At 66.2% G+C, this 22,191-nt stretch carries 19 protein-coding genes; 14 read left to right on the top strand and 5 right to left on the bottom strand.

Features of this window, described 5'->3' with window-relative positions; translation table 11 throughout:
* Positions 1-16 precede the first annotated feature (16 nt).
* Positions 17-1,249: an ornithine--oxo-acid transaminase gene (gene rocD / locus AC6IY7_RS09465; RefSeq protein WP_497778706.1), complete on the bottom strand. Its 1,233-nt coding sequence runs from the start codon at positions 1,247-1,249 to the stop codon at positions 17-19.
* Positions 1,250-1,462: 213 nt separating this feature from the next.
* On the opposite strand from rocD, the gene amaB reads away from it, so the two are divergent.
* Together amaB and hglS are read left to right on the top strand one after the other, a co-directional pair.
* A complete protein-coding gene (gene amaB, locus AC6IY7_RS09460; protein WP_497778705.1) occupies positions 1,463-2,995 on the top strand; it encodes an L-piperidine-6-carboxylate dehydrogenase in 1,533 nt (510 codons plus the stop codon).
* A gap of 38 nt (positions 2,996-3,033) precedes the next feature.
* Entirely contained in the window at positions 3,034-4,428 is a 1,395-nt protein-coding gene (gene hglS, locus AC6IY7_RS09455; RefSeq protein WP_497778704.1) for a 2-oxoadipate dioxygenase/decarboxylase HglS, read from the top strand.
* Here the strand turns inward: hglS and AC6IY7_RS09450 are convergent.
* Positions 4,399-5,055 carry a phosphatase PAP2 family protein gene (locus AC6IY7_RS09450; RefSeq protein WP_497778703.1) on the bottom strand — a complete coding sequence of 219 codons (657 nt, stop codon included), beginning with the start codon at positions 5,053-5,055 and terminating at the stop codon, positions 4,399-4,401. The genes hglS and AC6IY7_RS09450 overlap by 30 nt on opposite strands.
* A 381-nt stretch (positions 5,056-5,436) precedes the next feature.
* Positions 5,437-5,667 (bottom strand): hypothetical protein, encoded by a 231-nt coding sequence (locus AC6IY7_RS09445; protein ID WP_497778702.1) that lies wholly within the window; start codon positions 5,665-5,667, stop codon positions 5,437-5,439.
* Between the two features lie 445 nt (positions 5,668-6,112).
* On the opposite strand from AC6IY7_RS09445, the gene AC6IY7_RS09440 reads away from it, so the two are divergent.
* The 12 genes from AC6IY7_RS09440 to AC6IY7_RS09385 all read left to right on the top strand — a co-directional run bounded on the left by AC6IY7_RS09440 (position 6,113) and on the right by AC6IY7_RS09385 (position 16,657).
* Entirely contained in the window at positions 6,113-7,978 is a 1,866-nt protein-coding gene (locus AC6IY7_RS09440) for a methanol/ethanol family PQQ-dependent dehydrogenase (protein WP_497778701.1), read from the top strand.
* A gap of 120 nt (positions 7,979-8,098) precedes the next feature.
* A complete protein-coding gene (gene moxJ, locus AC6IY7_RS09435) occupies positions 8,099-8,992 on the top strand; it encodes a methanol oxidation system protein MoxJ (protein ID WP_497778700.1) in 894 nt (297 codons plus the stop codon).
* Between the two features lie 58 nt (positions 8,993-9,050).
* Positions 9,051-9,632, top strand: coding sequence for a cytochrome c(L), periplasmic (gene moxG / locus AC6IY7_RS09430; protein ID WP_497778699.1), 582 nt, complete (start codon positions 9,051-9,053; stop codon positions 9,630-9,632).
* Between the two features lie 130 nt (positions 9,633-9,762).
* Positions 9,763-10,017: a methanol dehydrogenase gene (locus AC6IY7_RS09425; RefSeq protein WP_497782817.1), complete on the top strand. Its 255-nt coding sequence runs from the start codon at positions 9,763-9,765 to the stop codon at positions 10,015-10,017.
* A gap of 151 nt (positions 10,018-10,168) precedes the next feature.
* Positions 10,169-11,200, top strand: coding sequence for an AAA family ATPase (locus AC6IY7_RS09420; RefSeq protein WP_497778698.1), 1,032 nt, complete (start codon positions 10,169-10,171; stop codon positions 11,198-11,200).
* 13 nt (positions 11,201-11,213) lie between these two features.
* Positions 11,214-12,062 (top strand): DUF58 domain-containing protein, encoded by an 849-nt coding sequence (locus tag AC6IY7_RS09415; protein WP_497778697.1) that lies wholly within the window; start codon positions 11,214-11,216, stop codon positions 12,060-12,062.
* Positions 12,063-12,065: 3 nt separating this feature from the next.
* Positions 12,066-12,977 carry a nonribosomal peptide synthetase MxaA gene (locus AC6IY7_RS09410; RefSeq protein ID WP_497778696.1) on the top strand — a complete coding sequence of 304 codons (912 nt, stop codon included), beginning with the start codon at positions 12,066-12,068 and terminating at the stop codon, positions 12,975-12,977.
* Positions 12,974-14,005, top strand: a complete 1,032-nt coding sequence (locus AC6IY7_RS09405) for a vWA domain-containing protein (RefSeq protein ID WP_497778695.1) — start codon at positions 12,974-12,976, stop codon at positions 14,003-14,005. Before AC6IY7_RS09410 ends, AC6IY7_RS09405 begins: the two co-directional genes overlap by 4 nt.
* A complete protein-coding gene (locus tag AC6IY7_RS09400) occupies positions 14,002-14,616 on the top strand; it encodes an MxaK protein (protein ID WP_497778694.1) in 615 nt (204 codons plus the stop codon). The genes AC6IY7_RS09405 and AC6IY7_RS09400 overlap by 4 nt, the downstream gene beginning before the upstream one ends.
* Positions 14,613-15,635: a vWA domain-containing protein gene (locus AC6IY7_RS09395; RefSeq protein WP_497778693.1), complete on the top strand. Its 1,023-nt coding sequence runs from the start codon at positions 14,613-14,615 to the stop codon at positions 15,633-15,635. Before AC6IY7_RS09400 ends, AC6IY7_RS09395 begins: the two co-directional genes overlap by 4 nt.
* Positions 15,632-16,156, top strand: a complete 525-nt coding sequence (locus AC6IY7_RS09390) for an SRPBCC family protein (RefSeq protein ID WP_497778692.1) — start codon at positions 15,632-15,634, stop codon at positions 16,154-16,156. The genes AC6IY7_RS09395 and AC6IY7_RS09390 overlap by 4 nt, the downstream gene beginning before the upstream one ends.
* Positions 16,157-16,657, top strand: a complete 501-nt coding sequence (locus tag AC6IY7_RS09385; protein ID WP_497778691.1) for a hypothetical protein — start codon at positions 16,157-16,159, stop codon at positions 16,655-16,657.
* Between the two features lie 65 nt (positions 16,658-16,722).
* On the opposite strand, the gene AC6IY7_RS09380 is transcribed toward AC6IY7_RS09385, so the two are convergent.
* Positions 16,723-18,144, bottom strand: coding sequence for a mannose-1-phosphate guanylyltransferase/mannose-6-phosphate isomerase (locus AC6IY7_RS09380; RefSeq protein WP_497778690.1), 1,422 nt, complete (start codon positions 18,142-18,144; stop codon positions 16,723-16,725).
* A gap of 247 nt (positions 18,145-18,391) precedes the next feature.
* Positions 18,392-21,643 carry a helicase-related protein gene (locus tag AC6IY7_RS09375; RefSeq protein ID WP_497782816.1) on the bottom strand — a complete coding sequence of 1,084 codons (3,252 nt, stop codon included), beginning with the start codon at positions 21,641-21,643 and terminating at the stop codon, positions 18,392-18,394.
* Positions 21,644-22,191: the final 548 nt, after the last annotated feature.

The following is a 22,191-nucleotide window of genomic DNA, read 5'->3' as shown; positions in this document are numbered from 1 at the left end:
CAATGATGACAGGCGATCAGCTCGCCAGAGCGCGCTTGGCGGGACGCGCGCGCTCGACGAATTCGGCGAGCGTCTCCTCGAAGCGATCGAGCGCCCAATCGAGATCCTCGCGCGCGATGACGAGCGGCGGCGACAGGCGCACGACGCTGTGATGCGTCACCGTCGAGAGCACGCCCTTCTCGCAGAGGCGCTCGCAGACCTCGCGGCCTGTGGCGTAGCGCGGATCGATCTCGGCGCCGGCCCATAGTCCCTTGCCGCGCACGTCGCGCAGCGCCACACTGTCGATATTGCGCAAACGGCGCAGCATATGCTCGCCGAGCGTGCGGCTGCGCTCCACCAGCTTCTCGTCGCGCATCACATGCAGCGCCTCGAGCGCGACCGCAGCGGCGAGGGTGTTGCCGCCGAAAGTGGAGCCATGCGAGCCGGGCGTGAACATATCCATCAGCGCGCGCGTGCCGACGAAGGCCGAGACCGGCAGCACGCCGCCGCCGAGCGCCTTGCCGAGCATGACGCCATCCGGCTTGATGTTCTCGTGCTGGAACGCGAACCAGGCGCCGGTGCGCCCGAGGCCCGCCTGCACCTCGTCGACGATGAGCAGCAGGCCGCGCTCGTCGCAGAGCTTACGCAGGCCCGCGAGCCAGCCGACCGGCGGCACGATGACGCCCGCCTCGCCTTGCACGGGCTCGACCATTATGGCGACCGTATCGGGTCCGATCGCCGCTTCCGTCGCAGCGAGATCGCCATAGGGAACCGCGCGGAAGCCGCCGCCATAGGGACCGAAATCGTCGCGATAGGACGGCTCCGACGAGAAGCCGACGATCGTCGTCGTGCGGCCGTGGAAATTGCCCTTGGCGACGATGATCTCGGGATTCTTCAAGCCGCGCACGCGGCGTCCGTAGCGGCGCGCCGCCTTGATCGCGGTTTCCACCGCCTCGGCGCCGGTGTTCATCGGCAGAGCGACATCGAGGCCGGTGAGCGCGCATAATTCCGTGAGAAAAGCGTCGAGACGATCGTCGTAATAGGCGCGCGAGGGCACGGCGAGACGTTGCGCCTGCTCGGTCAGAACTTTGAGAATGCGCGGATGCGCATGGCCGTGGCTCACCGCGGAATAGGCGCTCATCATATCGACATAGCGGCGACCATTCACATCGAAGAGAAAGGCGCCTTCGCCGCGCGTGAGCGTGACGGGAAGCGGCGCATAATTGCGGGCGCGATGCGGATTGTCGACGGATTTGACGTTGGCGTTCATGAACGAATGACCTCGCTTGTTCGTTATGTGGGCGTCGCCTCGACGATTTTCATCAGTGGGCGATCGGCGGCTCACGGACACGAAGCCTCTGCGAGCCATTCTCTCGTGGAGCGCGTCGTTACGCCGCTCCGACGTTCGCGTTGCAAATACATCGAACTCGGGCTATTTGCGAGACAAATAAAGCAGCAAAACGGCGAGATGGGAAGCACAGCGATGGAATCTCGTACAAAATCCAATGATATCGCAGCGCGAGCTGAAGAGTTGCTATTCCGCATTACTGTTCCGCCCGCGCTATTCCGCGATGGAGAATTACACATCAAGACGCCCATTACCGGCGACGTCATCGCCAGAGTGAAAACACAAGACGGCGATGCTCTAGACGCTGCGATCGGCGAGGCCCACGCCGCCTTTCACAAATGGCGCAATATCCCCGCCCCGCGGCGCGGCGAATTGGTTCGGCTGCTCGGCGACGAATTGCGTGCGGCCAAGGATGAGCTCGCCGAGCTCATCACCATAGAGGCGGGCAAGATCGTCTCCGAAGCGCGCGGCGAAGTGCAGGAGATGATCGACATTTGCGACTATGCCGTCGGCTTGTCGCGCCAGCTCTATGGTCTCACAATCGCGACGGAACGCCCCGGCCATCGCATGATGGAGACATGGCATCCGCTCGGCGTCGTCGGCATCATCACCAGCTTCAACTTTCCCGTCGCGGTCTGGGCCTGGAACGCCGCCATAGCGCTCGTCTGCGGCGACGCCCTCGTCTGGAAGCCCTCGGAGAAGACGCCGCTGACCGCGCTCGCGACGCAGGCGCTATTCGACCGCGCCGTCGCGCGTTTCGGCGATGCGCCGAAAGGACTCTCCAGCCTCGTCATCGGCGGGCGCGAGCTCGGCGAGAAGCTCGTCGACGATCGCCGCGTCGCGCTTGTTTCCGCGACCGGCTCCACCGCCATGGGGCGCGCTGTGGGGCCCCGACTCGCGCAGCGTTTCGCGCGCTCGCTTCTCGAGCTCGGCGGCAATAACGCCGCCATCGTCTGTCCTTCGGCTCCGCTCGATCTCGCTGTCCGCGCCATCGCCTTCGCGGCCATGGGGACGGCCGGCCAGCGCTGCACGACGCTGCGGCGCCTCATCGTGCATGACTCCGTCTATGATCCGCTCATCGGCCGGCTTTCGCTCGCCTACGCCTCTGCGCCGGTCGGCGATCCCCGCGAGGGCAAGACGCTCATCGGCCCGCTCATCGACAAGGAGTCCTACGACGCCATGCAAAGGGCGCTAGACGAGGCGGTGACGATCGGCGGAAAAGTCTATGGCGGCCAGCGCCTGTTCGCGCAGGAGCGCCCCGGCGCCTATTATGCGCGGCCGGCGCTCGTGGAGCTCGCGGAGCCCGCGCCCGTCGCGCGGCGCGAGACGTTCGCGCCCATTCTCTATGCGATGAAATATCGCGATTTCGACGAGGCGCTGCATATGCAGAACGACGTGTCGCATGGATTGGCGTCGTCGATCTTCACCACGGATCTGCGCGAGGCGGAGCGTTTCCTCTCGGCGGAGGGCTCCGATTGCGGCATCGCCAATGTGAATATCGGCCCTTCCGGCGCCGAGATCGGCGGCGCTTTCGGCGGCGAGAAGGAGACCGGCGGCGGCCGCGAGGCGGGCTCCGATTCCTGGAAGGCCTATATGCGCCGCGCCACCAACACGATCAATTATTCGAGCGCGCTACCGCTCGCGCAAGGCGTCGTCTTCGACCTGTGATCCCGGCGCGCGCGCCGCGCGACATCGAGGAGTTCGACATGACCGACCCGCATGTTTCCGCCGACACGATCCGCTCGATCTTCTCCGCGGCGATGACGCAAATGTATCGCGACGAGGTGCCGCGCTATCACGAGATGACGCGCATCGTCGGCGAGATCGACGGCGAGGCGCTCGCACGCGATCCCGCGCTGGAGGCCCGCCTTCGCCGCTCGCACGCCTTCGAACTCATCGGCGTCGAGCGCCATGGCGCCATTCGCGTCGGACGGCCCGAGGAGCTCGCGGGGCTACGCCGGCTCTTTTCCGTCATGGGCATGTATCCGGTCGGCTATTACGATCTCTCGCCCGCCGGCGTGCCGGTTCATTCCACCTGCTTCCGGCCGATCGAGGCGGCGGCGCTGAGGCGCTGCCCGTTCCGCATCTTCACCTCGCTCTTACGTCCAGAGCTCATAGAGGGCGAGGATCTGCGGCGCGAGGCGCAGGAGATTCTCTCGCGACGGCGCATCTTCACGCCGCGCTGCCTGCATCTCATCGAGCTTTTCGAGGCCAATGGCGGCCTCGGCGAAGCGCAGGCGATCGAATTCGTCCATGAGGCGCTGCACACATTCCGCTGGCGCAGCGAGGCCACAGTTACCGCCGGAATCTATGAGGCCTATCGCAAGGCGCATCCGCTCGTCGCCGACGTCGTCTGCTTCCATGGGCCCCATATCAATCATCTGACGCTGCCGACGCTCGACATAGACGCCGTGCAGACGGCGCTCGCCGAGCGCGGGCTCGATCCGAAATCGATCGTCGAAGGCCCGCCGCGGCGCGACTTTCCGATCCTGCTGCGGCAGACGAGCTTCAAGGCCATCGCCGAGCCCGTGCGCTTTGCGGGACGCGACGACGCGCGCGGGGAGCATCGCGCGCGCTTCGGCGAGATCGAGCAGCGCGGCGCGGCGCTCACCGCAAAGGGTCGCGCGCTCTATGACAGGCTGCTCGCCGAGACGATGGCCGCCAATCCGCCGCGCGACGGCGCGACCGCGGATTACATGGCCGAGCTGAAGCGCCGCTTCGCCGCCTTCCCCGATGACGCCGCGACATTGCGCGCGCAGGGCCTCGCCTTCTTTCGCTATACGCCCGGCGGCGACAAGAGGAGCGCGCGTGGAGACATCGAGACGCTGCTGCGTGACGGCGCGCTCATCGCCGAGCCGATCACTTACGAAGATTTTTTGCCGGTGAGCGCGGCGGGCATATTCCAATCCAATCTCGGCGAGGGCGGACGCCGCGATCTATCGGCCTTCGCCAATCGCGAGGCGTTCGAGCATGCGCTCGGGACCAAGGTCGCCGACGAAATGACGATCTATGCGCATGAGGAGAGGAGCTCGCTCGAGCAGGCGCTCGAAGCGCTCGGCGTCGGCGAGCGATCACCAATGGCCGAGAATGCAGGCCGATAACGGATAACCCATGGCGAGGCCCATCGTCAGACCGCCGAGCACGTCGCTCGGATAGTGATGCGCCGTGGCGATGCGCGACCACGCCATCGAAAGAACCAGCGCGCCCGCAGATGCGGCCGCCGAAGGCCAGGCGAGAACGATCGGCGCGAGCACGCCGCTGAGCGTCATCATATGACCGCTCGGAAAGGAATGCTCGTCGAGGATCTTCAACAGCGAGGTCAGCCGCGGATCGGCATGGAAAGGCCGCTTGCGTCCGATGCGCTTCTTGATGATCGGGAAGAGCGTGTGCAGCAACGCGGCGTTGAGCCCGCCGAGCGCGACGACCGGCCAAGCTTCGAGACCGGCGAGAGAGAAGATCGCCGCCGCGAGGATCGGATAGATCCATCCATTGCCGAGCTTGCTGATCGTGATCGCGAGCATGCGACCGAATGTGAATCTCGTGGATAGCGCCACGAAATGCACGCCGGCGAGATCGGCGCGGAGCAGGCGATCTCGCCACAGGAGCATCGTCTCGGCGAAGACGAGGCGTTCGAGAGAAAGACGACGATTCGATGCGAGCAGCATGGCGAAAAAGCTAGGCGCCGCGTGCTGCCGTTTCGTGACACATGAACGACGTTTCGATTGCAACGATCGCGACGATCGTCACATCATTGTCAATTCACGCGCGAGCTCGCGCGAGCAGAATGGGATAGATCACGAGCTTTGGCGCAGCTCGGAGCGCGATTTTTTTTTACGCGCCCCGTTTTTTTTCGACGATAGCGGCGCGCCGCCGAGGTCGCGACCCTCGCCCCCGCGACGCGCGCGGTGGCGCGGCCGGAGCGGGAGCTCCACGCCGGGCGGCCCGGAGTCGATGTCCCATTTCTGTCCAAAAGTGGACACGACACACCGGTCGCCTGTGCCAATCCGGCGCCTCCGCGCGCTCTCACGGTGAAATTTTCCCGACCCCGCCGACGAAAGCTCATTCCAGCGCATGACGCGGCCCGGGCGCGCGGAAGCGGAGGCGCGAGCCTATTTTCGGCGGGTCTTGGGCTTGGCTGTCGGAGGCTCGGGTTCGAATGTGAAATAGCGGCCGCCCAGCGCGCCCTCGAACGGCGCGCCCTCGTTATGCCGCCGCAATTCGAAACGGATCACCGTATTGGGCACGAGCACGCGAAGCGTCGTCTCGGCGATCCGTTCGATTTCCACTTCCAGCGGCTCGTCCGGTCGGTCGATATCGGTCAGCTTGATACGCCTTTCCATCGCGATCCTTTTTCGAAACCATCATCCATGGCTCGTCCCGGATCGCATCGTCGATCGGAGCGAATCTCGCCGTCCTGAAATGGAACGAATGGCAGTCGGCTCGACCTCGACCTCAAAGGCCATACCACTTTGTCAACATCGCGGCGCGACCGGGGCGGGAACAGGATGTCTCCTCCTGCGATATCGTGACGAAGGAGCGGCGATCATGCCGATTCTTCCCGCGTGAGATTACCGACAAATCATACAGACAGAGCCGCGGCCGAAAACCTATATCTCGCCGGCCCCGGCCCTCGCTTTTTCGGGCCTATGCGTCGCGACGACATCGAGGCCGGAGGCCGACAAACAAGAATGGCTCGAGAGATCGCGAGCCGTTGTTTCACGAGGCGACATCTCCATTCCGCTCTGCGATCCGCCGGGCGATGGCTTGTTGCAGGAGGACTCGTCGATGAGGAAACTACTGAATTCGGTATCGCTGCTCGCCGTGCTGACGGTGGCGCCGATCGGCGTCGCGTCGGCCAACGACAAGCTCGATCAGCTCTCCAAGAGCGAAGACAATTGGGTGATGCCGGGTAAGAACTATCACTCGGACAATTACAGCACGCTGACGCAGATCAACACCGACAATGTGAAGAATCTGAAGGTGGCGTGGACGTTCTCGACCGGCCTGCTCAACGGCCACGAGGGCGCGCCGCTCGTCGTCGACGGCAAGATGTATATCCACACGTCTTTCCCGAACAACACTTTCGCGCTCGACCTCGACGACCCGACCCGCATCCTCTGGCAGGACAAGCCGAAGCAGAACGCCGCCGCGCGCGCCGTGGCCTGCTGCGACCTCGTCAACCGCGGCCTCGCCTACTGGCCGGGCGACGCCAAGACGCCGCCGCTCATCCTCAAGACGCTGCTCGACGGCCATATCGAGGCGCTCAACGCCAAGACCGGCGAGCTGCTGTGGAAGGTCGAGAACTCCGACTATAAGGTCGGCTCGACGCTCACCATCGCGCCCTATGTCATCAAGGACAAGGTTCTCGTCGGCTCCTCCGGCGCCGAGCTCGGCGTCCGCGGCTATGTGACCGCCTATGACGTCCACACCGGCGAGCAGTCCTGGCGCGCCTATGCGACCGGCCCAGACGAGGACGTGCTGCTCGGCAAGGACTTCAACAGCAAGAATCCCCAATATGGCCAGAAGGGCCTCGGCACTTCGACCTGGGAAGGCGACGCCTGGAAGATCGGCGGCGGCACCAATTGGGGCTGGTACGCCTATGATCCGGGCACGAATCTCTTCTACTACGGCTCGGGCAATCCGGCGCCGTGGAACGAGACGATGCGTCCGGGCGACAATAAATGGACGATGACCATCTTCGGCCGCGACATCGACACGGGCGAAGCCAAGTTCGGCTATCAGAAGACCCCGCATGACGAGTGGGACTTCGCCGGCGTGAACTTTTTGACGCTCACCGAGCAGAAGGACAAGGAAGGCAAGGAGCGCAAGCTCCTGACGCATCCGGATCGCAACGGCATCGTCTACACGCTCGACCGCACCAATGGCGATCTGATCTCCGCCGATAAGATCGACGACACGGTCAATGTGTTCAAGACGGTCGACCTCAAGAGCGGCCTGCCGGTTCGCGATCCGGAGTATGGCACCCGCATGGATCATCTCGGCAAGGATATTTGTCCTTCCGCGATGGGCTATCACAATCAGGGCCATGACTCCTACGATCCGACCAAGCAGCTGTTCTTCCTCGGCGTGAACCACATCTGCATGGATTGGGAGCCCTTCATGCTTCCCTATCGCGCGGGTCAGTTCTTCGTCGGCGCGACGTTGAACATGTATCCGGGCCCCAAGGGCGATCGTCAGAAGGGCGAGGGTCTCGGCCAGATCAAGGCCTACAACTCGATCACCGGCCAGTTCAAATGGGAGAAGTTCGAGCGCTTCGCGGTTTGGGGCGGCACCACCGCCACGGCCGGCAACATCGTGTTCTACGGAACGCTCGACGGCTTCATCAAGGCCCGCAACAGCGACAATGGCGAGTTGCTCTGGAAGTTCAAGCTTCCCTCCGGCGTGCTCGGCTATCCGATCGTCTATAACCACAAGGGAACCGAATACGTCGCGATCCTCTACGGCGTCGGCGGTTGGCCGGGAGTGGGCCTCGTGTTCGATCTGCAAGATCCGACCGCCGGCCTCGGCGCGGTGGGCGCGTTCAAGCAGCTCGCCAACTACACCCAGATGGGCGGCGGCGTGGTCGTCTTCTCGCTGGGCGGCAAAGGTCCCTACGACGATCTGAGCCTCGGCGAATACAAGGCTCACTGATCCATCGGCAGTCGTCGGTCGCGCCCTCCCCTGTTCGCGACCGACACAGCACGCCGCCCGGATGCGTCAAAGGCGTCCGGGCGGCCTCGCCTCACGATGCAAACCGATCGGATCGATCCCATGTCGCGTATCACCCCTTCGCGTCTCGTCGTCTCCGGCCTCGCCTTCGCGATCATGTCCGGCGCCGCCGGCGCTACGGCGCAAGAGACGAAGTCTTCGGCCGCCGCCTCCGCGAGTTCGGCGGACACTCTGCGCATCTGCGCCTCGGAAGCGCAGTCGCCTCTTTCGCTCAAGGACCAGACCGGCCTCGAGAATCGCATAGCGGTAGCGCTCGCCGAAGCGATGGGCCGCAAGGCGCAGTTCGTCTGGTCGTCGAAGCCCGCGATCTATCTCGTCAGAGACTATCTCGACAAGAACCAGTGCGACGTGATCATCGGACTCGACACGGGCGATCCTCGCGTGCTGACGAGCAAGCCCTATTTCCGCACCGGCTATGTGTTCGTGACCAAGGCCGAGAAAAATCTCGACATCAAATCCTGGTCCGATCCGCGCATAAAATCCTTCGATCACATCGCTGTGCCTTTCGGCTCTCCGGCGGAGGTGATGCTGAAGGAGATCGGCGAATATGAGAACGACATGGCCTATCTCTATTCGCTGGTGAATTTCCGCTCCCCGCGCAATCAATATACGCAGATCGATCCCGCGCGCCTGGTCGGCGAAGTGGCGAGCGGCAACGCCGAGCTCGCCGCAACCTTCGCGCCGGATGTGGCGCGTTTCGTCAAATCTTCGCCCACGCCTCTGCGCATGACGTTGATCGACGACGATTCCAAGCGCAGCGACGGACAAAAGATCGGGCAGCATTACGACCAGTCGGTCGGCGTGCGCCTCGCCGACAAGGAGCTGCTCGCGCAAGTGAACGCCGGCCTCGAGCGCGCCAAGCCGAAGATCGACCAAATCCTGACGGCGGAAGGCGTTCCGCTATTGCCCATCGTCAATCCGGTCGCGGCGCATTAGAGCGCTTTCCGCTCGAACGAAAAACGAGACCGGCGAACATTCGAAGAGACCGACACAGATGAAATCGACCAAGAAAAAGGCCTTTGTCCTGGCCGGCGGCGCCTTCGCCAGCATGATCGCCCTCACGGCGATCGCGCAGAACGCGGGCATCACCTTTCGCAACACGATCACCGGCGAAGTGCTGAATTTCGACGACGCGCTTCCCGAGGGCAAGGACACGGCCGGCGTGAAAAACTTCCTGCAGACGGGCGTCAATCCCTACAATGAGGATGTGAGCTGTCTGAAGCAGGGCGAGCAGATCTTCCTCTCCGCCTGCTCCGGCTGTCACGGCCATTTGGGCGAAGGCAAGATCGGTCCCGGCCTCAACGACTCCTATTGGACCTATCCGCAGAACGCGACCGACGAAGGATTCTTCTCGACGATCTTCGGCGGCGCGCAGGCGTCCATGGGTCCGCAATACGCCAATCTCCAGCTCGACGAGATGCTGAAGGTGATGGCCTGGGTCCGCCATCTCTACAAGGACCCGATCCAATTCGCGACCTGGCTGACGCCGGAGCAGCGCGCGAAGTTCAAGCCCTATCCCGGACACGAGACATTCCCCGACGATCCGCCCGGTCAGTGCAAAACCTCGGGAAAATGAAAGATCTCGGGAAAATGAAAGTCGCGCACGCGTGAGCGGCGCGGCGGCCGCGGCGAGAGCCGCGCATAAATTGGAGGAAGGCACGATGGGAGTTTTGAAGATTGCGGCGGCCGTCGGCGTCGCGTTCGTCATGAACGCGGCTGCGATCGGCGCGGCCTCGGCCTATGACGGAACCAAGTGCAAGGCGCCCGGCGATTGCTGGGAGCCCAAGCCCGGCTTCCCGGACAAGGTCGCCGGCTCGAAATACGATCCCAAGCACGACCCGAAAGAGCTCGCCAAGAACCAGTCCGCCATCGCGGCCATGGAAGAGCGCAACAGAAAGCGCGTCGAGCACTTCAAGAAGACCGGCAAATTCGTCTATGACGTGAGCCAGATCCCGCAATAGGTCGAACGAGCAAAGCTGTCCCCGCCCGGGGACGGCAGTCATGCGGCCACGGTCCGGGTCCGGCGTCATTCGACAACAACGCGTCGGACCCTTTTCCCGGGATCGTGGCCGCAATGCTCTTCCTTCCGACGAGATGTTGGACCCGTTCAGCGTGACAGAGACCGCCGAAACCGACGCGACCTTGGCCGACTGGCGCGCCAAGGCGCAGGAATTCGAAACACGCGTCTCACGCGCCGTCATCGGCCAGAGCCGCGTCATCCGCCTGGTGACGATCTCCATTTTCGCGCGCGGCCATGTGCTGCTCGAAGGCGATGTGGGCGTCGGCAAGACCACGCTGTTGCGCGCCGTGGCGCGCGCGCTCGGCGGCGCCTATTCGCGCATCGAAGGCACGGTCGATCTGATGCCGAGCGACCTCATCTATCACACCTATCTCGCCGACGACGGCCGCCCGCGCGTCGAGCCCGGCCCGGTGCTGCGGCAGGCGGAAAACCTCTCCATCTTCTTCTTCAACGAGATCAACCGCGCGCGCCCGCAGGTGCATTCCCTGCTGCTGCGGCTGATGGCGGAGCGCAGCGTCACCGCCTTCGATCGCGAATATTCCTTTCCCGCGCTGCAGGTCTTCGCCGATCGCAATCTCGTCGAGCGGGAAGAGACTTTCGAGCTTCCCGCCGCGGCGCGCGACCGCTTCCTCATGGAAATTTCCATGAAGACGCCGAGCGACCCGCGGGCGCGCCGCGCGCTGATCTTCGATCCGCGCTTCCATGATGTCGATCGGCTGCTCGACGGCATAGGCGAGCCGGTCTTCGACTATCGCGCGCTCGCCGCCGTGGCCGAGCTCATTCAGGCGCGCGTCGGCGCGAGCGAGACGCTGCAGGCCTATGTGGCGAAGCTCTGGGACGCGCTGCTCGATCCGCTCGCGGCGGGAGTCACGCTGCCGGACATAGAGATGCGCGGCCTGGTGCGCGGCGGCGCCAGCCCGCGCGGCCTCGCATTTCTCGTCCGCGCGGCGCGCGTGCGCGCCTGGCTCGAGGGCCGCGACGCGCTGACGCCGGAGGACATTCGCGAAATCTTCCTCGAGACGATGGCGCATCGCATCTTCGTCGATCCGATCTATGCGATGCGCGGCGACGACATCGTCCGCGATCTGTGCCGCGCAGCCTTCGCCACGGTTCCGGCGCCTTGAGACGCGAGGCGTGATGGCGGAGCGCTTCGACATCGCCTATCGCCCCCGCGGCCGCGTCTCCAATGGCGCGGTCGGCGCGCATGGCGGCGTCGACGTCGGCGGCATAGGCGTGTTTCGCGATCACGCGCGCTTCATCCAATATCCCGACGCGCGGCGCATCGACATTCGCGCCACCATGCGCGATCCGACCGGCGAGACTCATGTGCGCCGCTTCGAGCAGCGCAATTCCATCGACGTCTATGCGCTCGTCGATCTTACCGCCTCCATGGGATTCCACGGCGCGGCGCGCCGGCTCGATCTCGTCGCCGATCTCTGCGCCGCTTTGGCGTTCTCGTCGACGCGCATCGGCGATCGCTTCGGCCTCGCCGCCGGCGACGCGACGCTGCGCAATGATCTGCTGCTGCCGGCGACGCGCGCGCGGGGGGCCGCGCTCGCATCGGCCGAGCGCCTCCGCGAGGCGACGCCGCGCGGCGCCTCGGCGCAAGGGCTGATCGAAGCCGCCGGCCTCATCGCCGGCCGTCGCAAGCTCGTCTTGCTCATGTCCGATTTCCGCTGGCCGCCGGACTTTGCGAAGCGCCTCTTCGGCCTGCTCATGCAACATGATCTCGCGCCCATTCTTCTCGGCGATTCCGCCGAGGAGCGCGATCTTCCCCATTTCGGCCTCGTCGAGCTCGACGATCTCGAGAGCGGCGCGCGGCGGCTCGTGCTCATGCGTCCCGGCCTACGCCGCCGCTGGCTCGCGCGCGAGGCCGAGCGGCGCGACGCATTGCGTCGTCTCGCGCTCGCCCATGGGCGTCCGCCCTTCGTCCTCAGCGACGCTTTCGACGCCGACGCGCTGTCGCGTCATCTGCTCGGGCTCTGACCTATGCGCGCCCGCCTCCTCGCCCTTTCGCTTCTCATCGCGCTCGCCGGCCCGGCCGCCGCGGCGGAAGTGAAATCCGTGCGTCTCTTCGCCGATCGCAGCTTCGGCTTCTTCGTCGGCGATCTGGTGAAAGCGCGGCTCGAGATCATCGCCGATTCCGCGCTGCGACTGCAGACGGCCTCGCTGCCGCGCCCTGGCGCGCTCGATTATCGGCTCGATCTGCGCGACATCCGCCTGCGCGAGGACTTTGCCGGCGACGGCCTCACGCGCTGGAGCATCGACCTCACCTATCAGCTCTTCTATGTCGCTCTCGACGTGCGCGATCTGCAGATTCCGCCCTTCTCGCTGCGCTTCACGCGCGAGGGCGCGACCGAGACCGTGCAGGCGCCCGCATGGGCGATCGGCGTGTCGCCGCTGCGCGAGGTGCTGCCGCAGCGCCGCGACGATCCGACCGATTACATGCGCCCCGACGCGAGCGTCGCGGCCGGCGACGCCTCGACGCCGGCCGCGCGCGCCGGCGCCTTTCTCGCGTTCGCCTTCGGCGCGCTGGTTCTGGTCGCGCGCGATCGCGGCTGGCCGCCTTTCCATCGCCGCCGCGCCCGCGTCTTCGCCGCCGCATCGCGTCACGTCGTCGCGCTCGCGCGGCGCGGCGCCGAGCCGGCGCGGCGCGCGGCCATGCTCTCCTTGCATCGCGCGATCGACGAAGCCGCAGGGCGCCGCATCTTCGCCGAGGATCTCGACGCCTTTCTCTCGCGCAATGCGGAATTCGCCCCTGCGCGAGACTCGCTCGCCCGTTTCTTCGCCGCCTCGCGCGCGCTCTTCTTCGGCGTCGCCGATGCGGGCGCCGATCTTTCGCTCGCGGAGATCGTCGCGCTGGCGAAATCGCTGGCGACGCTCGAGAGGAGCGCGCGATGAGCTTTGGCGTCGCCTCTCCACTCGCTCTGTTTCTGCTGCTGCTGGCGCTGGCGCCGCTGCTGTTCTCGGCGCTGCGGCCCTCGCCCATCTCCTGCGTCGCCGCCGCGCCACGAGACGCGCTGTCGCGCCTCGTCGCCGCCGCCTTGCGCCTCGCGGCCATGCTGGCCATCGGCGCCTGCGCGCTCGCCGTCGCCGGGCCCTATCGCGAGGGCCGCTCGGTCCTGCGCTCTGGCGAAGGCGCGGAAATCTCGATCCTCATCGATCGCAGCGCGAGCATGAACGAGACTTTCGCCGGCCGCACGCCCGCCGGCGGCGAGGAATCGAAAGCCGCCGCCGCCAAGCGCTTCATGAGCGACTTCGTCGCCCGCCGAGCGCATGATCTCTTCGGCGTCACCGCCTTCTCCACCTCGCCCATATTGGTCATGCCGATGACCGATCATCGCGAGGCGGTGCGCGCCGCCGTTCAGGCGATCGACCGGCCCGGCCTCGGCTACACCAATATCGGCCGCGGCCTCGCAATGGCGCTGTCGCAACTGCCCGCCGGCGGCGACGTCGAATCGCGCGTGATATTGCTCGTCTCGGACGGCGCCGCGGTCATCGATCCGCGCATACAAGATCAGCTGCGCGCCGACTTCCGCAAGATCATGCCCAATCTCTATTGGCTGTTCTTGCGCACGGAGGGCTCCAAAGGCCTCAGCGACAGGCCCGATCCGGGCGAGTTGGACACGCCGCAGGCGCTGCCGGAGCGCCATCTCGATCTCTTCTTCAAATCGCTCGGCGTTTCCTATCGCGCCTTCGAGGCGGAAGGGCCCGCCGCAGTGGCGGAGGCCATCGCCGAGATCGACCGGCTCGAGCGCCGTCCTTTCCGCTACGCCGAGCGCATTCCGCGCAAGGACCTGACCGGCGAGGCGCTTCTCGCCGCTGCCTTCGCTTCGTCCTTGCTGCTCGCCGCGAAATTCGCGGAGACCAGCCTGAAACAGACCGCGCGCGCCCCGACGCCGCGACGGGCCGCGAGGAGGCTCGCATGATCGAAGCGGCGCGCGCGCAGACGATGCGCAAAGCCCGGGAGACGGTCGCGCGTCTCCTCGCGCGCTGGCGCTCGAGCCTTCTTCTGCTGCTGCTCGGCGCGGCGCTCGCCGGCGCGCTGCAGGGCGCGTTCGCCGCCTGGCGCGCCCGCGCCGACAACGCCGCAATAGCCTCGCTCGCCGCCGGCCGCGACGTCGAGACGGACGCGGCGTCGGCGCCGGAGCTCATCGCAGCGCGCGCGGGCTTTCTGGCCGAGCGCGACGAATTCGACAAGGCGCGCGCCCTGCTGGAGCCCCTCGACGCCGCCGGCCGCGACGATCTCTCCGCTCTCGCCCATTATGATCTCGGCAATAGCCTGCTGCGCCGCGCCTTCGATCTTCTGGAGCGCGGCCAGCTCGAGCCGGCGGGCCCCTTCGTCGAGCTGGCGCGGCGCGAATATCGGCGCGCGCTGCAATATCGGCCGGACTTCTGGGACGCGAAATATAATCTCGACGTCGCCGCCCGCCTCGTGCGCGACAATCCGCAGCTCGAGCATTCCGGCGGCGACGAGCTCCCCGCCGACCCGAAGAAAATCTGGACCGACATTCCCGGCGCGCCCAAGGGGCTGCCATGACCGCAGCCATGATCGCCGCCGTGATCGCCCGCCTGCGCGACGCGCGCTTTTTGTCGCTCGCCTTCGCCGCGACGATGCTGGCCGCGGCCTTTCTGTTTCCGCGCGCCAGCGCCGTGCGCAATGGCGTCGATCTGCTGCTGACGCTCGACATCACCGGCAGCATGAACACGCGCGATTATTCGCTCGGCGGCGCGCCGACGAGCCGCATCGAATTCGCCAAGCAGGCTTTGCGCCGGCTCGTCGCCGATCTTCCCTGTCCCTCGCGCGTCGGGCTCGCCATCTTCACCGAGCGCGAACCCTTTCTGCTGTTCGAGCCGATCGACGTCTGCGAGAATTTCGCGGCCATCGACGCGGCGATCGCCGGGCTCGACTGGCGCATGGCCTGGGAGGGCGACAGCCGCATTTCCGCCGGCCTCTTCCGCGCGGTGGAAATGGCGCGCCGCATCGACGCCGATCTCGTCTTCGTCACCGATGGACAAGAGGCGCCGCCATTGCCCGCATATGGCGGGCCGGTCTTCGAGGGCAAGAACGGCGATGTTTTGGGCCTCATCCTCGGCGCTGGCGGCTATGAGCCGGCGCCCATTCCGAAATTCGACGAGCGCGGACGCGAGATCGGCTTCTATGGCGCGGACGAGGTCCCGCATGAGAGCCGTTTCGGCCTGCCGCCGCCGGGCGTCGAGCAGCGCGAGGGCTATAATCCGCGCAATGCGCCCTTCGGCGGCGCCATGACGATCGGCTCGGAGCATCTCTCCTCCGTGCGCGAGCCCTATTTGCGCCGGCTCGCCGAGACCACGGGCCTGGCCTACGCCCATTTGGCGACGCCGGACGGGCTCGCGAGCACGCTTCTTTCCGTCGCCCGTCCACGGCCGAGCCTCGCGCCCGTCGATCTGCGCCCCGCCTTCGCGGCGGCCGCTCTGGCGGGCTTCGCCGTCCTCTATCTCGTCATTCCGCTCGCCGAAATTTTCGCGCGGCGCCGTCGCTCCCGTCTCGCAACCGCACTCCCGAGGAGACCCACGTGAAACCGAAAATCGCCCTCTTCGCTTTGCTTCTGTCGATCGCGCCGGCGCTGGCACATGGCCCGACGCCGATCAAGGTGGACGAGAAGATCACCGTCGCCGCCGATCCCAAAACCGTCTGGGCGCTCGTCGGCCATTTCGGCTCGCTCGACTGGCATCCGGATGTCGCCGGCGTGAAGGCGACCGGCGGCGACGGCAATGGCGCGGTGCGCGAGATCACGCTGCGCAAGGGCGGCGTCGTGACCGAGAGCCTCGACGAATATGATCCGCAGCAGATGAAGCTCAGCTATCGCATGTCGGACGCAAATCTCGACGCTCTGCCGATCAGCTCCTATTCGGCGACGCTGGCGGTGAAGCCGGCCGCCGGCGGCGGCAGCGAGGTGCAATGGTATGGCCGCCTCTATCGCGGCGACACCAGCAATGAGCCGCCGGACAATCTCAACGACGACGCCGCGCGCGAGGCGATGACCACATTCCTCAAGGACGGATTGCAGGGGCTCGCCAAAAAGCTGCAGGGCAAATGAATGACCAGCGCGCCGCGTCTCGCCGTCCTCTACGCGACGCTCGCGGCGCTGCTCTGCGCCTGCGGGGACACGACCCCGCAGCGCCCCGCCGTCGAGGTGAAGCGCCAGGACGAGCTGCCCAAATGGCTGACGCCGATCGATCGCGTCGACCCGGCCTATTGGCTCGCGGCGCGAAAGAGCGGCGGCGCGCCGGTCGATGAGGCGAGGGTGACGCGGCTGCGCGCGGCGCTCGCAATCGGCAGCGCGCATTTTCTCGAATCGCCGCGCATGCTCGCCAATCGCGCCGCCCAGCTCGGCGACATGCTCGCGGAGATCGGCGCGGTGGAGGATGAAGCGGAGCTGATCGAAAGTCTCGCGCGCATTTCCGCCGTGACGCCGAACAAGCAGACCTTCGGCGATCTGTGCCAGCATTATTTCAATCTGCGCAAGCAGGGCGCGACGCGGGAGTCCGCGCTCGCCGAGCTGCTAGAACGCTATAGCGCGCAGCGCCGCGAGCAATGAGCCGAAACGCCGCGAGCCTCTAAGGCTCACGGTCCAAAAAAGCGCTGCCTGGACGGCGAGCCTCGTCAGCCGCGGTTGTAGACGTCCTGCAGGCGCACGATATCGTCCTCGCCGAGATAGGAGCCGGTCTGCACCTCGATGAGCTCGAGGTCGATCTTGCCGGGATTGGTCAGGCGATGAATGCAGCCGATCGGCAGATAGATCGATTCGTTCTCGTGAACGAGCAGCGTCTCCTCGTCGCGGCCGACCTCCGCCGTGCCTTTGACGACGATCCAATGCTCGGCGCGATGAAAATGCTTCTGCAGCGACAGCCGCGCGCCCGGCTTCACCACTATGCGCTTCACCTGATGCCGATCGCCGGAATCGACCGACTGATAATAGCCCCAGGGACGGAAGATGCGCTTGTGCTCGCCCGCCTCGCGGCGATTCTCGCGCCGTAGCTGATCGACGAGCTGCTTGACATTGTCGCCATGCTCATGGCCGAGCACCAGCACCGCGTCCGGCGTCGTCACCACAATGACGTCGTCGACGCCGACGACCGTCGTCAGAGTGTCGTCCGAGCGCACATGCACATTGCGCGAGTCGCGGATGACGCCATTGCCGCGCACCGAATTGCCCTGCGTGTCGCGCTCGGTCAGCTCCCACACGGCGCGCCAATTGCCGACGTCGGACCAGCCGATATCCGCCTCGATCACCGCGGCGCGGCGCGTCTTCTCCATCACGGCGTAATCGATGGAGGTCTTGGGCGCGCGCGCGAAAGCTTCGGCGTCGAGCACCAGAAAATCCAGATCGCGGCGGCCGGCGTCGATCGCTTTTTCGGCCGCCTCGAAGATCGCCGGCTCGAATTGCGCGATCTCCTCCTGCATCACATCGGCGCGGAAAATGAAATTGCCGCTGTTCCACAAATAGCCGGCGTCGATGTAGCGCTGCGCCGTGTCGCGATCGGGCTTCTCGACGAAGGCCTCGAGCTTGGAGACCTCGCCGACGAGACCTTCGCCGACGAGCCGCTCGCCGGGGCGCAGATAGCCATAGCCGGTGGCGGGACTGTCGGGCTTGACGCCGAGCGTGACGATATGGCCGTCGGCTGCGGCGGCCGCCGCTTTCTTGCAGAGCTCGACGAGGCCTTTGCGGTCGCGCACGACATGGTCGGCGGCCAGCACGACGACGATCGTCTGCGGCGAGCGCCTGGCGGCGAGTCCCGCGGCGACGGCGACGGCGGCGGCGGAATCGCGCCGCGTGGGCTCGAGGACGATATCGGCGCAGGCGCCGATCTCACGCAGCTGATCGGTGACGAGGAAGCGATAATCGGCGTTGGAGATGACGATGGGCTTGTCGAAAGCGTCGTCCGACAATGTCTCTATGGTCGTCTGAAAGGTCGATTTCTCGCCGATGAGCGGAATGAATTGCTTCGGGAGGCTTTCCCGCGATTCGGGCCATACGCGCGTGCCCGCCCCGCCGCACATTATGACAGGAAGAATCTTCGTCATGTATCGCCTTTCGGTGGAAGGCCTTCATCCGACGCCGCTCGTTACGAGACGACGGCCGCGGACGAGATCTCGCCCACGGCGCGCATTCAGGGTCGACGAGGCCGACAGCATCGGCTTGCGCCGCAGCGCCAAAGATCACGTCAGCAATAGGCCGAACGACGCGGATTTGGCAAGTCGACGCAATCACCCCGAGCGATCCCGCGGCCGCTTCGTAGGTCGGACATGACCAGTCATTTGAGGCGAAATTTCAGCTCTTGCCCTTTTTTTCGAGCTCGGCTTTGAGCGCCAGGAGCTTGGCGAAGGGCGAATCGGGGTCGGGAAGCCGTTCTCTCTCCCGCTTTTCCGGCGTCGAAAAGCCGCCATTGCCGCGGCGGCGGTCGTCCCGCGGCGGCCGATTATTGTCGCTGCGCGGATTGTCGCCGCGAGGCTTGTCGCCGCGAGGATTGCCGCCGGAACGGAAGCCGCTCTCCTTGCGGGCGTCGGCGCGCGGCTTGTGCTCCGCCTGCGCGCCCTCTCCCGGCTCCGGACGACGGCCGCCGCCGCCCTGGCCCGGCCGTGGGCCGCGTTGACGCTCGCCGGCCGGCCGCGCGGGGCGGCCGCCCTCCTCCTGACCGGCGCCCGGAGCGCCGCCCTGACGCCGGCGCGGCGCCTGAGGAACATGACGCTGCAGCGTCCAAATCTCGATCGGCGCCGGCTCCGCGGAAACCGGCTCGGCGGCCGCCTCCAACGCTTCGGCGCTCGTCTCTTCGGCGCCCGTCTCTTCGACGCTGGTCGGCTCGATATTCGCCGGCTCGACGGTCTCCGCGACGACTGCCGAGGTCTCGGCCTCCGCCTCGACGACGGTCTCCGCCTCCTGCGGCGGCAACTCCGCCTCGACGAGCGATTCGGCGACCGGCTCGGCCGGAGCCTCGGTCTGCTCCGCCGCTGATTCGCCGTCCTCGACCGCGGGCGCGGCCGGCGTCGGGGCGAGCGGCTCGGTCGCCGCCTTGGCCAGCAGCGGCACGGTGATGGCCGGCCCCGGGCGCTCGGTCGACTGATAGCCGAGCGAGCGCAATATGGAGGCGAAGGCCTCGCCCGCGCAGCCGGTGAGAGACGTCATCGCCACAGTGACGACGAAACCGTCGCCATCGGCGGCGCCGGGCGGCGGGTCGCCGGCCGTCGCGCCCGGCCGATAGGCGCTCGCCGGCCGAATGAGATCGGCGAGGCGCTCGAGAATATCGACGCGCACCACGCGCTCGCCGCAGACGCGAAAGCCCGCGGCGCGATAGAAGCCCTTGGAAATCGACGGATCGGCGGCGAAGGAGGTGCGGCCGGAGGCGGCCAGATGCGGCACCTCCTCGAGGCCCTTCAGATTGTCGAGCCCGCCATGCTTCAAGCCCCACAGCAGAGCGGCAAGCGAGCGCGGCGCCGGCTTCAACAGCTGCGGCAGATAAATATGATAGGCGCCGAAGCGCACGCCCTTCTTGCGCAGGGCGGCGCGGTCCTCCTGGGAGAGCGCCTTGATCTCGCGGGCGACGCGGCTGCGCTCCAACACGCCGAGCTCCTCGGCGAGCTGAAAGGCGATGCCGCGAGTGACGCCCTCGAGCCCCTCGCCCTTTTCCAGATCCTCCAGCGCGCCGAGCAGCTTCTTAATATGCTGCGCGAGCCAGAGATCGAGGCGCTGCTGCACTTTCTCCAGCGCCGCGCCGGTCAATTGCTCATCGGCGAGCAGCCGCACGGTCGGAGTCAGCGCCGCGGCGCCCGGCGCGATCTTGCCGACGGGCTCGCCGAGCCAGCGAATGGTCCCGTCATTGCCGAGCAGGAAGGCGTCGTCCACGGCGTCGAACACGCGCGCGGCGCGCGCCTCGATCTCCCCGGCGAGCGCCTTCTGCGCGGCGGAGTTCAGCGCTTTGGCCGCCTCGCCCGTCGCCAATGGATCGGCGGTGAAACGAAATCCCTGCAACTGTCCGACATGCTGACCTTCGACCATAACGTCGCCGGCAGTAGTGATTTCGGCTTCGAGCATCGCATTCTCTCTCAGGCGGCGCATCAGCACACTGGTGCGGCGATCGACGAAACGCTGCGTGAGGCGTTCGTGCAGCGCGTCGGACAGACTGTCCTCTACCTGACGCGCGACGCTCTGCCAATGCTCTGGATTCTCGAGCCAGCCGGATCGATTGGCGATGAAGGTCCAGGTGCGCACCTGGGCGAGCCGCGCGGACAGCGTGTGAATGTCGCCGTCGATGCGGTCCACGGCGGCGATTTGCTTTGCGAACCAATCGCCTGGGATCAATCCGCGGCGCACCACATAGCCAAAGACGGCGAGCGCCAGCTCGGTATGGGCGGCAGGCGAGGTCTTGCGATAATCGGGAATCTGGCAGACCTCCCAGAGTCTCATAATATCGGCTCTGGTTTTCGTGTTGCGCTGCACATTCTCGTCGCGCGCGGCGACTTCGAGGACCATTTGATCCTCCGCCGTGCGGGCGCGCAGCAGGCATTCGTCCGGGGGCGCGCGCTCGAGCGACTCGATCAGCGCCCCGATCGATTCGAATTCGAGATCGGCGTTGCGCCATTGCAGCGCGACCAGCGGATCGAACCAATGATTCTCGAGCGCCTCGACCGTCTGCTCGTCGAAGGGCGGGCAGCGGCCGGTGGAGCCGAACGTCCCATCGTTCATATTGCGGCCGGCGCGGCCGGCGATCTGGCCCATTTCGCCGGCGGTGAGGCGGCGATGGCGCCAGCCGTCGAATTTGCGGTCGGAGGCGAAGGCGATGTGGTCGACGTCGAGATTGAGGCCCATGCCGATGGCGTCGGTGGCGACGATATAATCGACGTCGCCATTCTGAAAGAGATCGACCTGAGCGTTGCGCGTGCGTGGGGAGAGCGCGCCGAGCACGACGGCCGCCCCGCCGCGCTGACGCTTGATCCATTCCGCTATGGCGTAGACGTCCTCGGCGGAGAAGGCGACGATGGCGCTGCGCGGCGGCAGGCGCGCCAGCTTGCGCTCGCCGGCGAAGCTCAAATGCGACAGCCGCGGCCGCGTGAAGATCGGCACGCCCGGCAACAGCCGCTCGATCAGCGAGCGCATGGTTTCCGCGCCGATCAGCAACGTCTCCACGCGGCCGCGCCAAAACAGCAGGCGATCGGTGAAGACATGGCCGCGATCGAGGTCGGCGGCGAGCTGGATCTCGTCCACGGCGACGAAATCCACATCGAGATCGCGCGGCATCGCCTCGACGGTCGAGACCCAATAGGCGGGCGCGCGCGGCTTTATCTTCTCCTCGCCGGTGATGAGCGCGACATTGTCCGACCCCACCCGCTCCGCCACCCGCGCATAGACCTCGCGCGCGAGCAGACGCAAAGGCAGGCCGATCATGCCCGTCGGATAGGAGAGCATCCGCTCTATGGCGTGATGGGTCTTGCCGGTGTTGGTCGGCCCCAGAACGGCGGCGACGCCGGCGGTCGACGGACGGAGTCCCGGCGCGGCCGGTCTCTTGGCCGGGTTATTGGCAGTGAGCATCGGGCTCATGGCTTTGCGTTATATGTCACCTGGAGCCCTGACGCGAGCCCGACCCCACCATCGATAGCGGCGATCGTCCCAGAATGGAACGACGAAGGCGCAGCCATTTCACACTTCGAACAGGCGACGAACGAATCGCGGCCGAATCGCGGACTCTCTTCGAGTCACGCTCTGTTCGCTCGAGATATGGTCGCTCTCCCGCCTCGCGAACACTATGGCTTCGAAATCTCATATTTTGCAGCATGGATCGATCGCTGGTCGCGCGAGGTCCGCGGCGGACTCCGTCCCGCCTGCTTGTCAACATGCCAATCACGACGTTGCGACGACCATCGCGTTAAGATTTGGAATCATGCCGGAACGGAGCGGGCACGAATCGGCGATTGCGCCGCGTTGCCCTGCTGTTCACGCAAGGTCTCGAGGCGACGCCCCTGTCCGTCCCTATATCGCGCCGCGCTCGCGCCCTCTCGGCTCTCTGATCGCGCCTGCGCCTTTACCTTTCTGTCTCGAATTCGGCCGCGCGGCGCGGCGGCGCGGCTCTCGCGGCGGCG

The organism is Methylosinus sp. is20ea, assembly GCF_059718135.1.
This window is presented reverse-complemented; position numbering and strand designations above follow the sequence as displayed.

Bases quoted from the DNA above. Each gene is read 5' to 3' on its own strand.
- AC6IY7_RS09400 (WP_497778694.1), top strand. From the start codon at position 14,002: ATGATCGAAGCGGCGCGCGCGCAGACGATGCGCAAAGCCCGGGAGACG.
- AC6IY7_RS09375 (WP_497782816.1), bottom strand. From the start codon at position 21,643: ATGCTCACTGCCAATAACCCGGCCAAGAGACCGGCCGCGCCGGGACTC.
- AC6IY7_RS09395 (WP_497778693.1), top strand. From the start codon at position 14,613: ATGACCGCAGCCATGATCGCCGCCGTGATCGCCCGCCTGCGCGACGCG.
- AC6IY7_RS09385 (WP_497778691.1), top strand. From the start codon at position 16,157: ATGACCAGCGCGCCGCGTCTCGCCGTCCTCTACGCGACGCTCGCGGCG.
- AC6IY7_RS09415 (WP_497778697.1), top strand. From the start codon at position 11,214: ATGGCGGAGCGCTTCGACATCGCCTATCGCCCCCGCGGCCGCGTCTCC.
- rocD (WP_497778706.1), bottom strand. From the start codon at position 1,249: ATGAACGCCAACGTCAAATCCGTCGACAATCCGCATCGCGCCCGCAAT.
- AC6IY7_RS09425 (WP_497782817.1), top strand. From the start codon at position 9,763: ATGAACGCGGCTGCGATCGGCGCGGCCTCGGCCTATGACGGAACCAAG.
- moxJ (WP_497778700.1), top strand. From the start codon at position 8,099: ATGTCGCGTATCACCCCTTCGCGTCTCGTCGTCTCCGGCCTCGCCTTC.
- AC6IY7_RS09405 (WP_497778695.1), top strand. From the start codon at position 12,974: ATGAGCTTTGGCGTCGCCTCTCCACTCGCTCTGTTTCTGCTGCTGCTG.
- AC6IY7_RS09445 (WP_497778702.1), bottom strand. From the start codon at position 5,667: ATGGAAAGGCGTATCAAGCTGACCGATATCGACCGACCGGACGAGCCG.
- AC6IY7_RS09440 (WP_497778701.1), top strand. From the start codon at position 6,113: ATGAGGAAACTACTGAATTCGGTATCGCTGCTCGCCGTGCTGACGGTG.
- AC6IY7_RS09380 (WP_497778690.1), bottom strand. From the start codon at position 18,144: ATGACGAAGATTCTTCCTGTCATAATGTGCGGCGGGGCGGGCACGCGC.
- AC6IY7_RS09410 (WP_497778696.1), top strand. From the start codon at position 12,066: ATGCGCGCCCGCCTCCTCGCCCTTTCGCTTCTCATCGCGCTCGCCGGC.
- hglS (WP_497778704.1), top strand. From the start codon at position 3,034: ATGACCGACCCGCATGTTTCCGCCGACACGATCCGCTCGATCTTCTCC.
- amaB (WP_497778705.1), top strand. From the start codon at position 1,463: ATGGAATCTCGTACAAAATCCAATGATATCGCAGCGCGAGCTGAAGAG.
- moxG (WP_497778699.1), top strand. From the start codon at position 9,051: ATGAAATCGACCAAGAAAAAGGCCTTTGTCCTGGCCGGCGGCGCCTTC.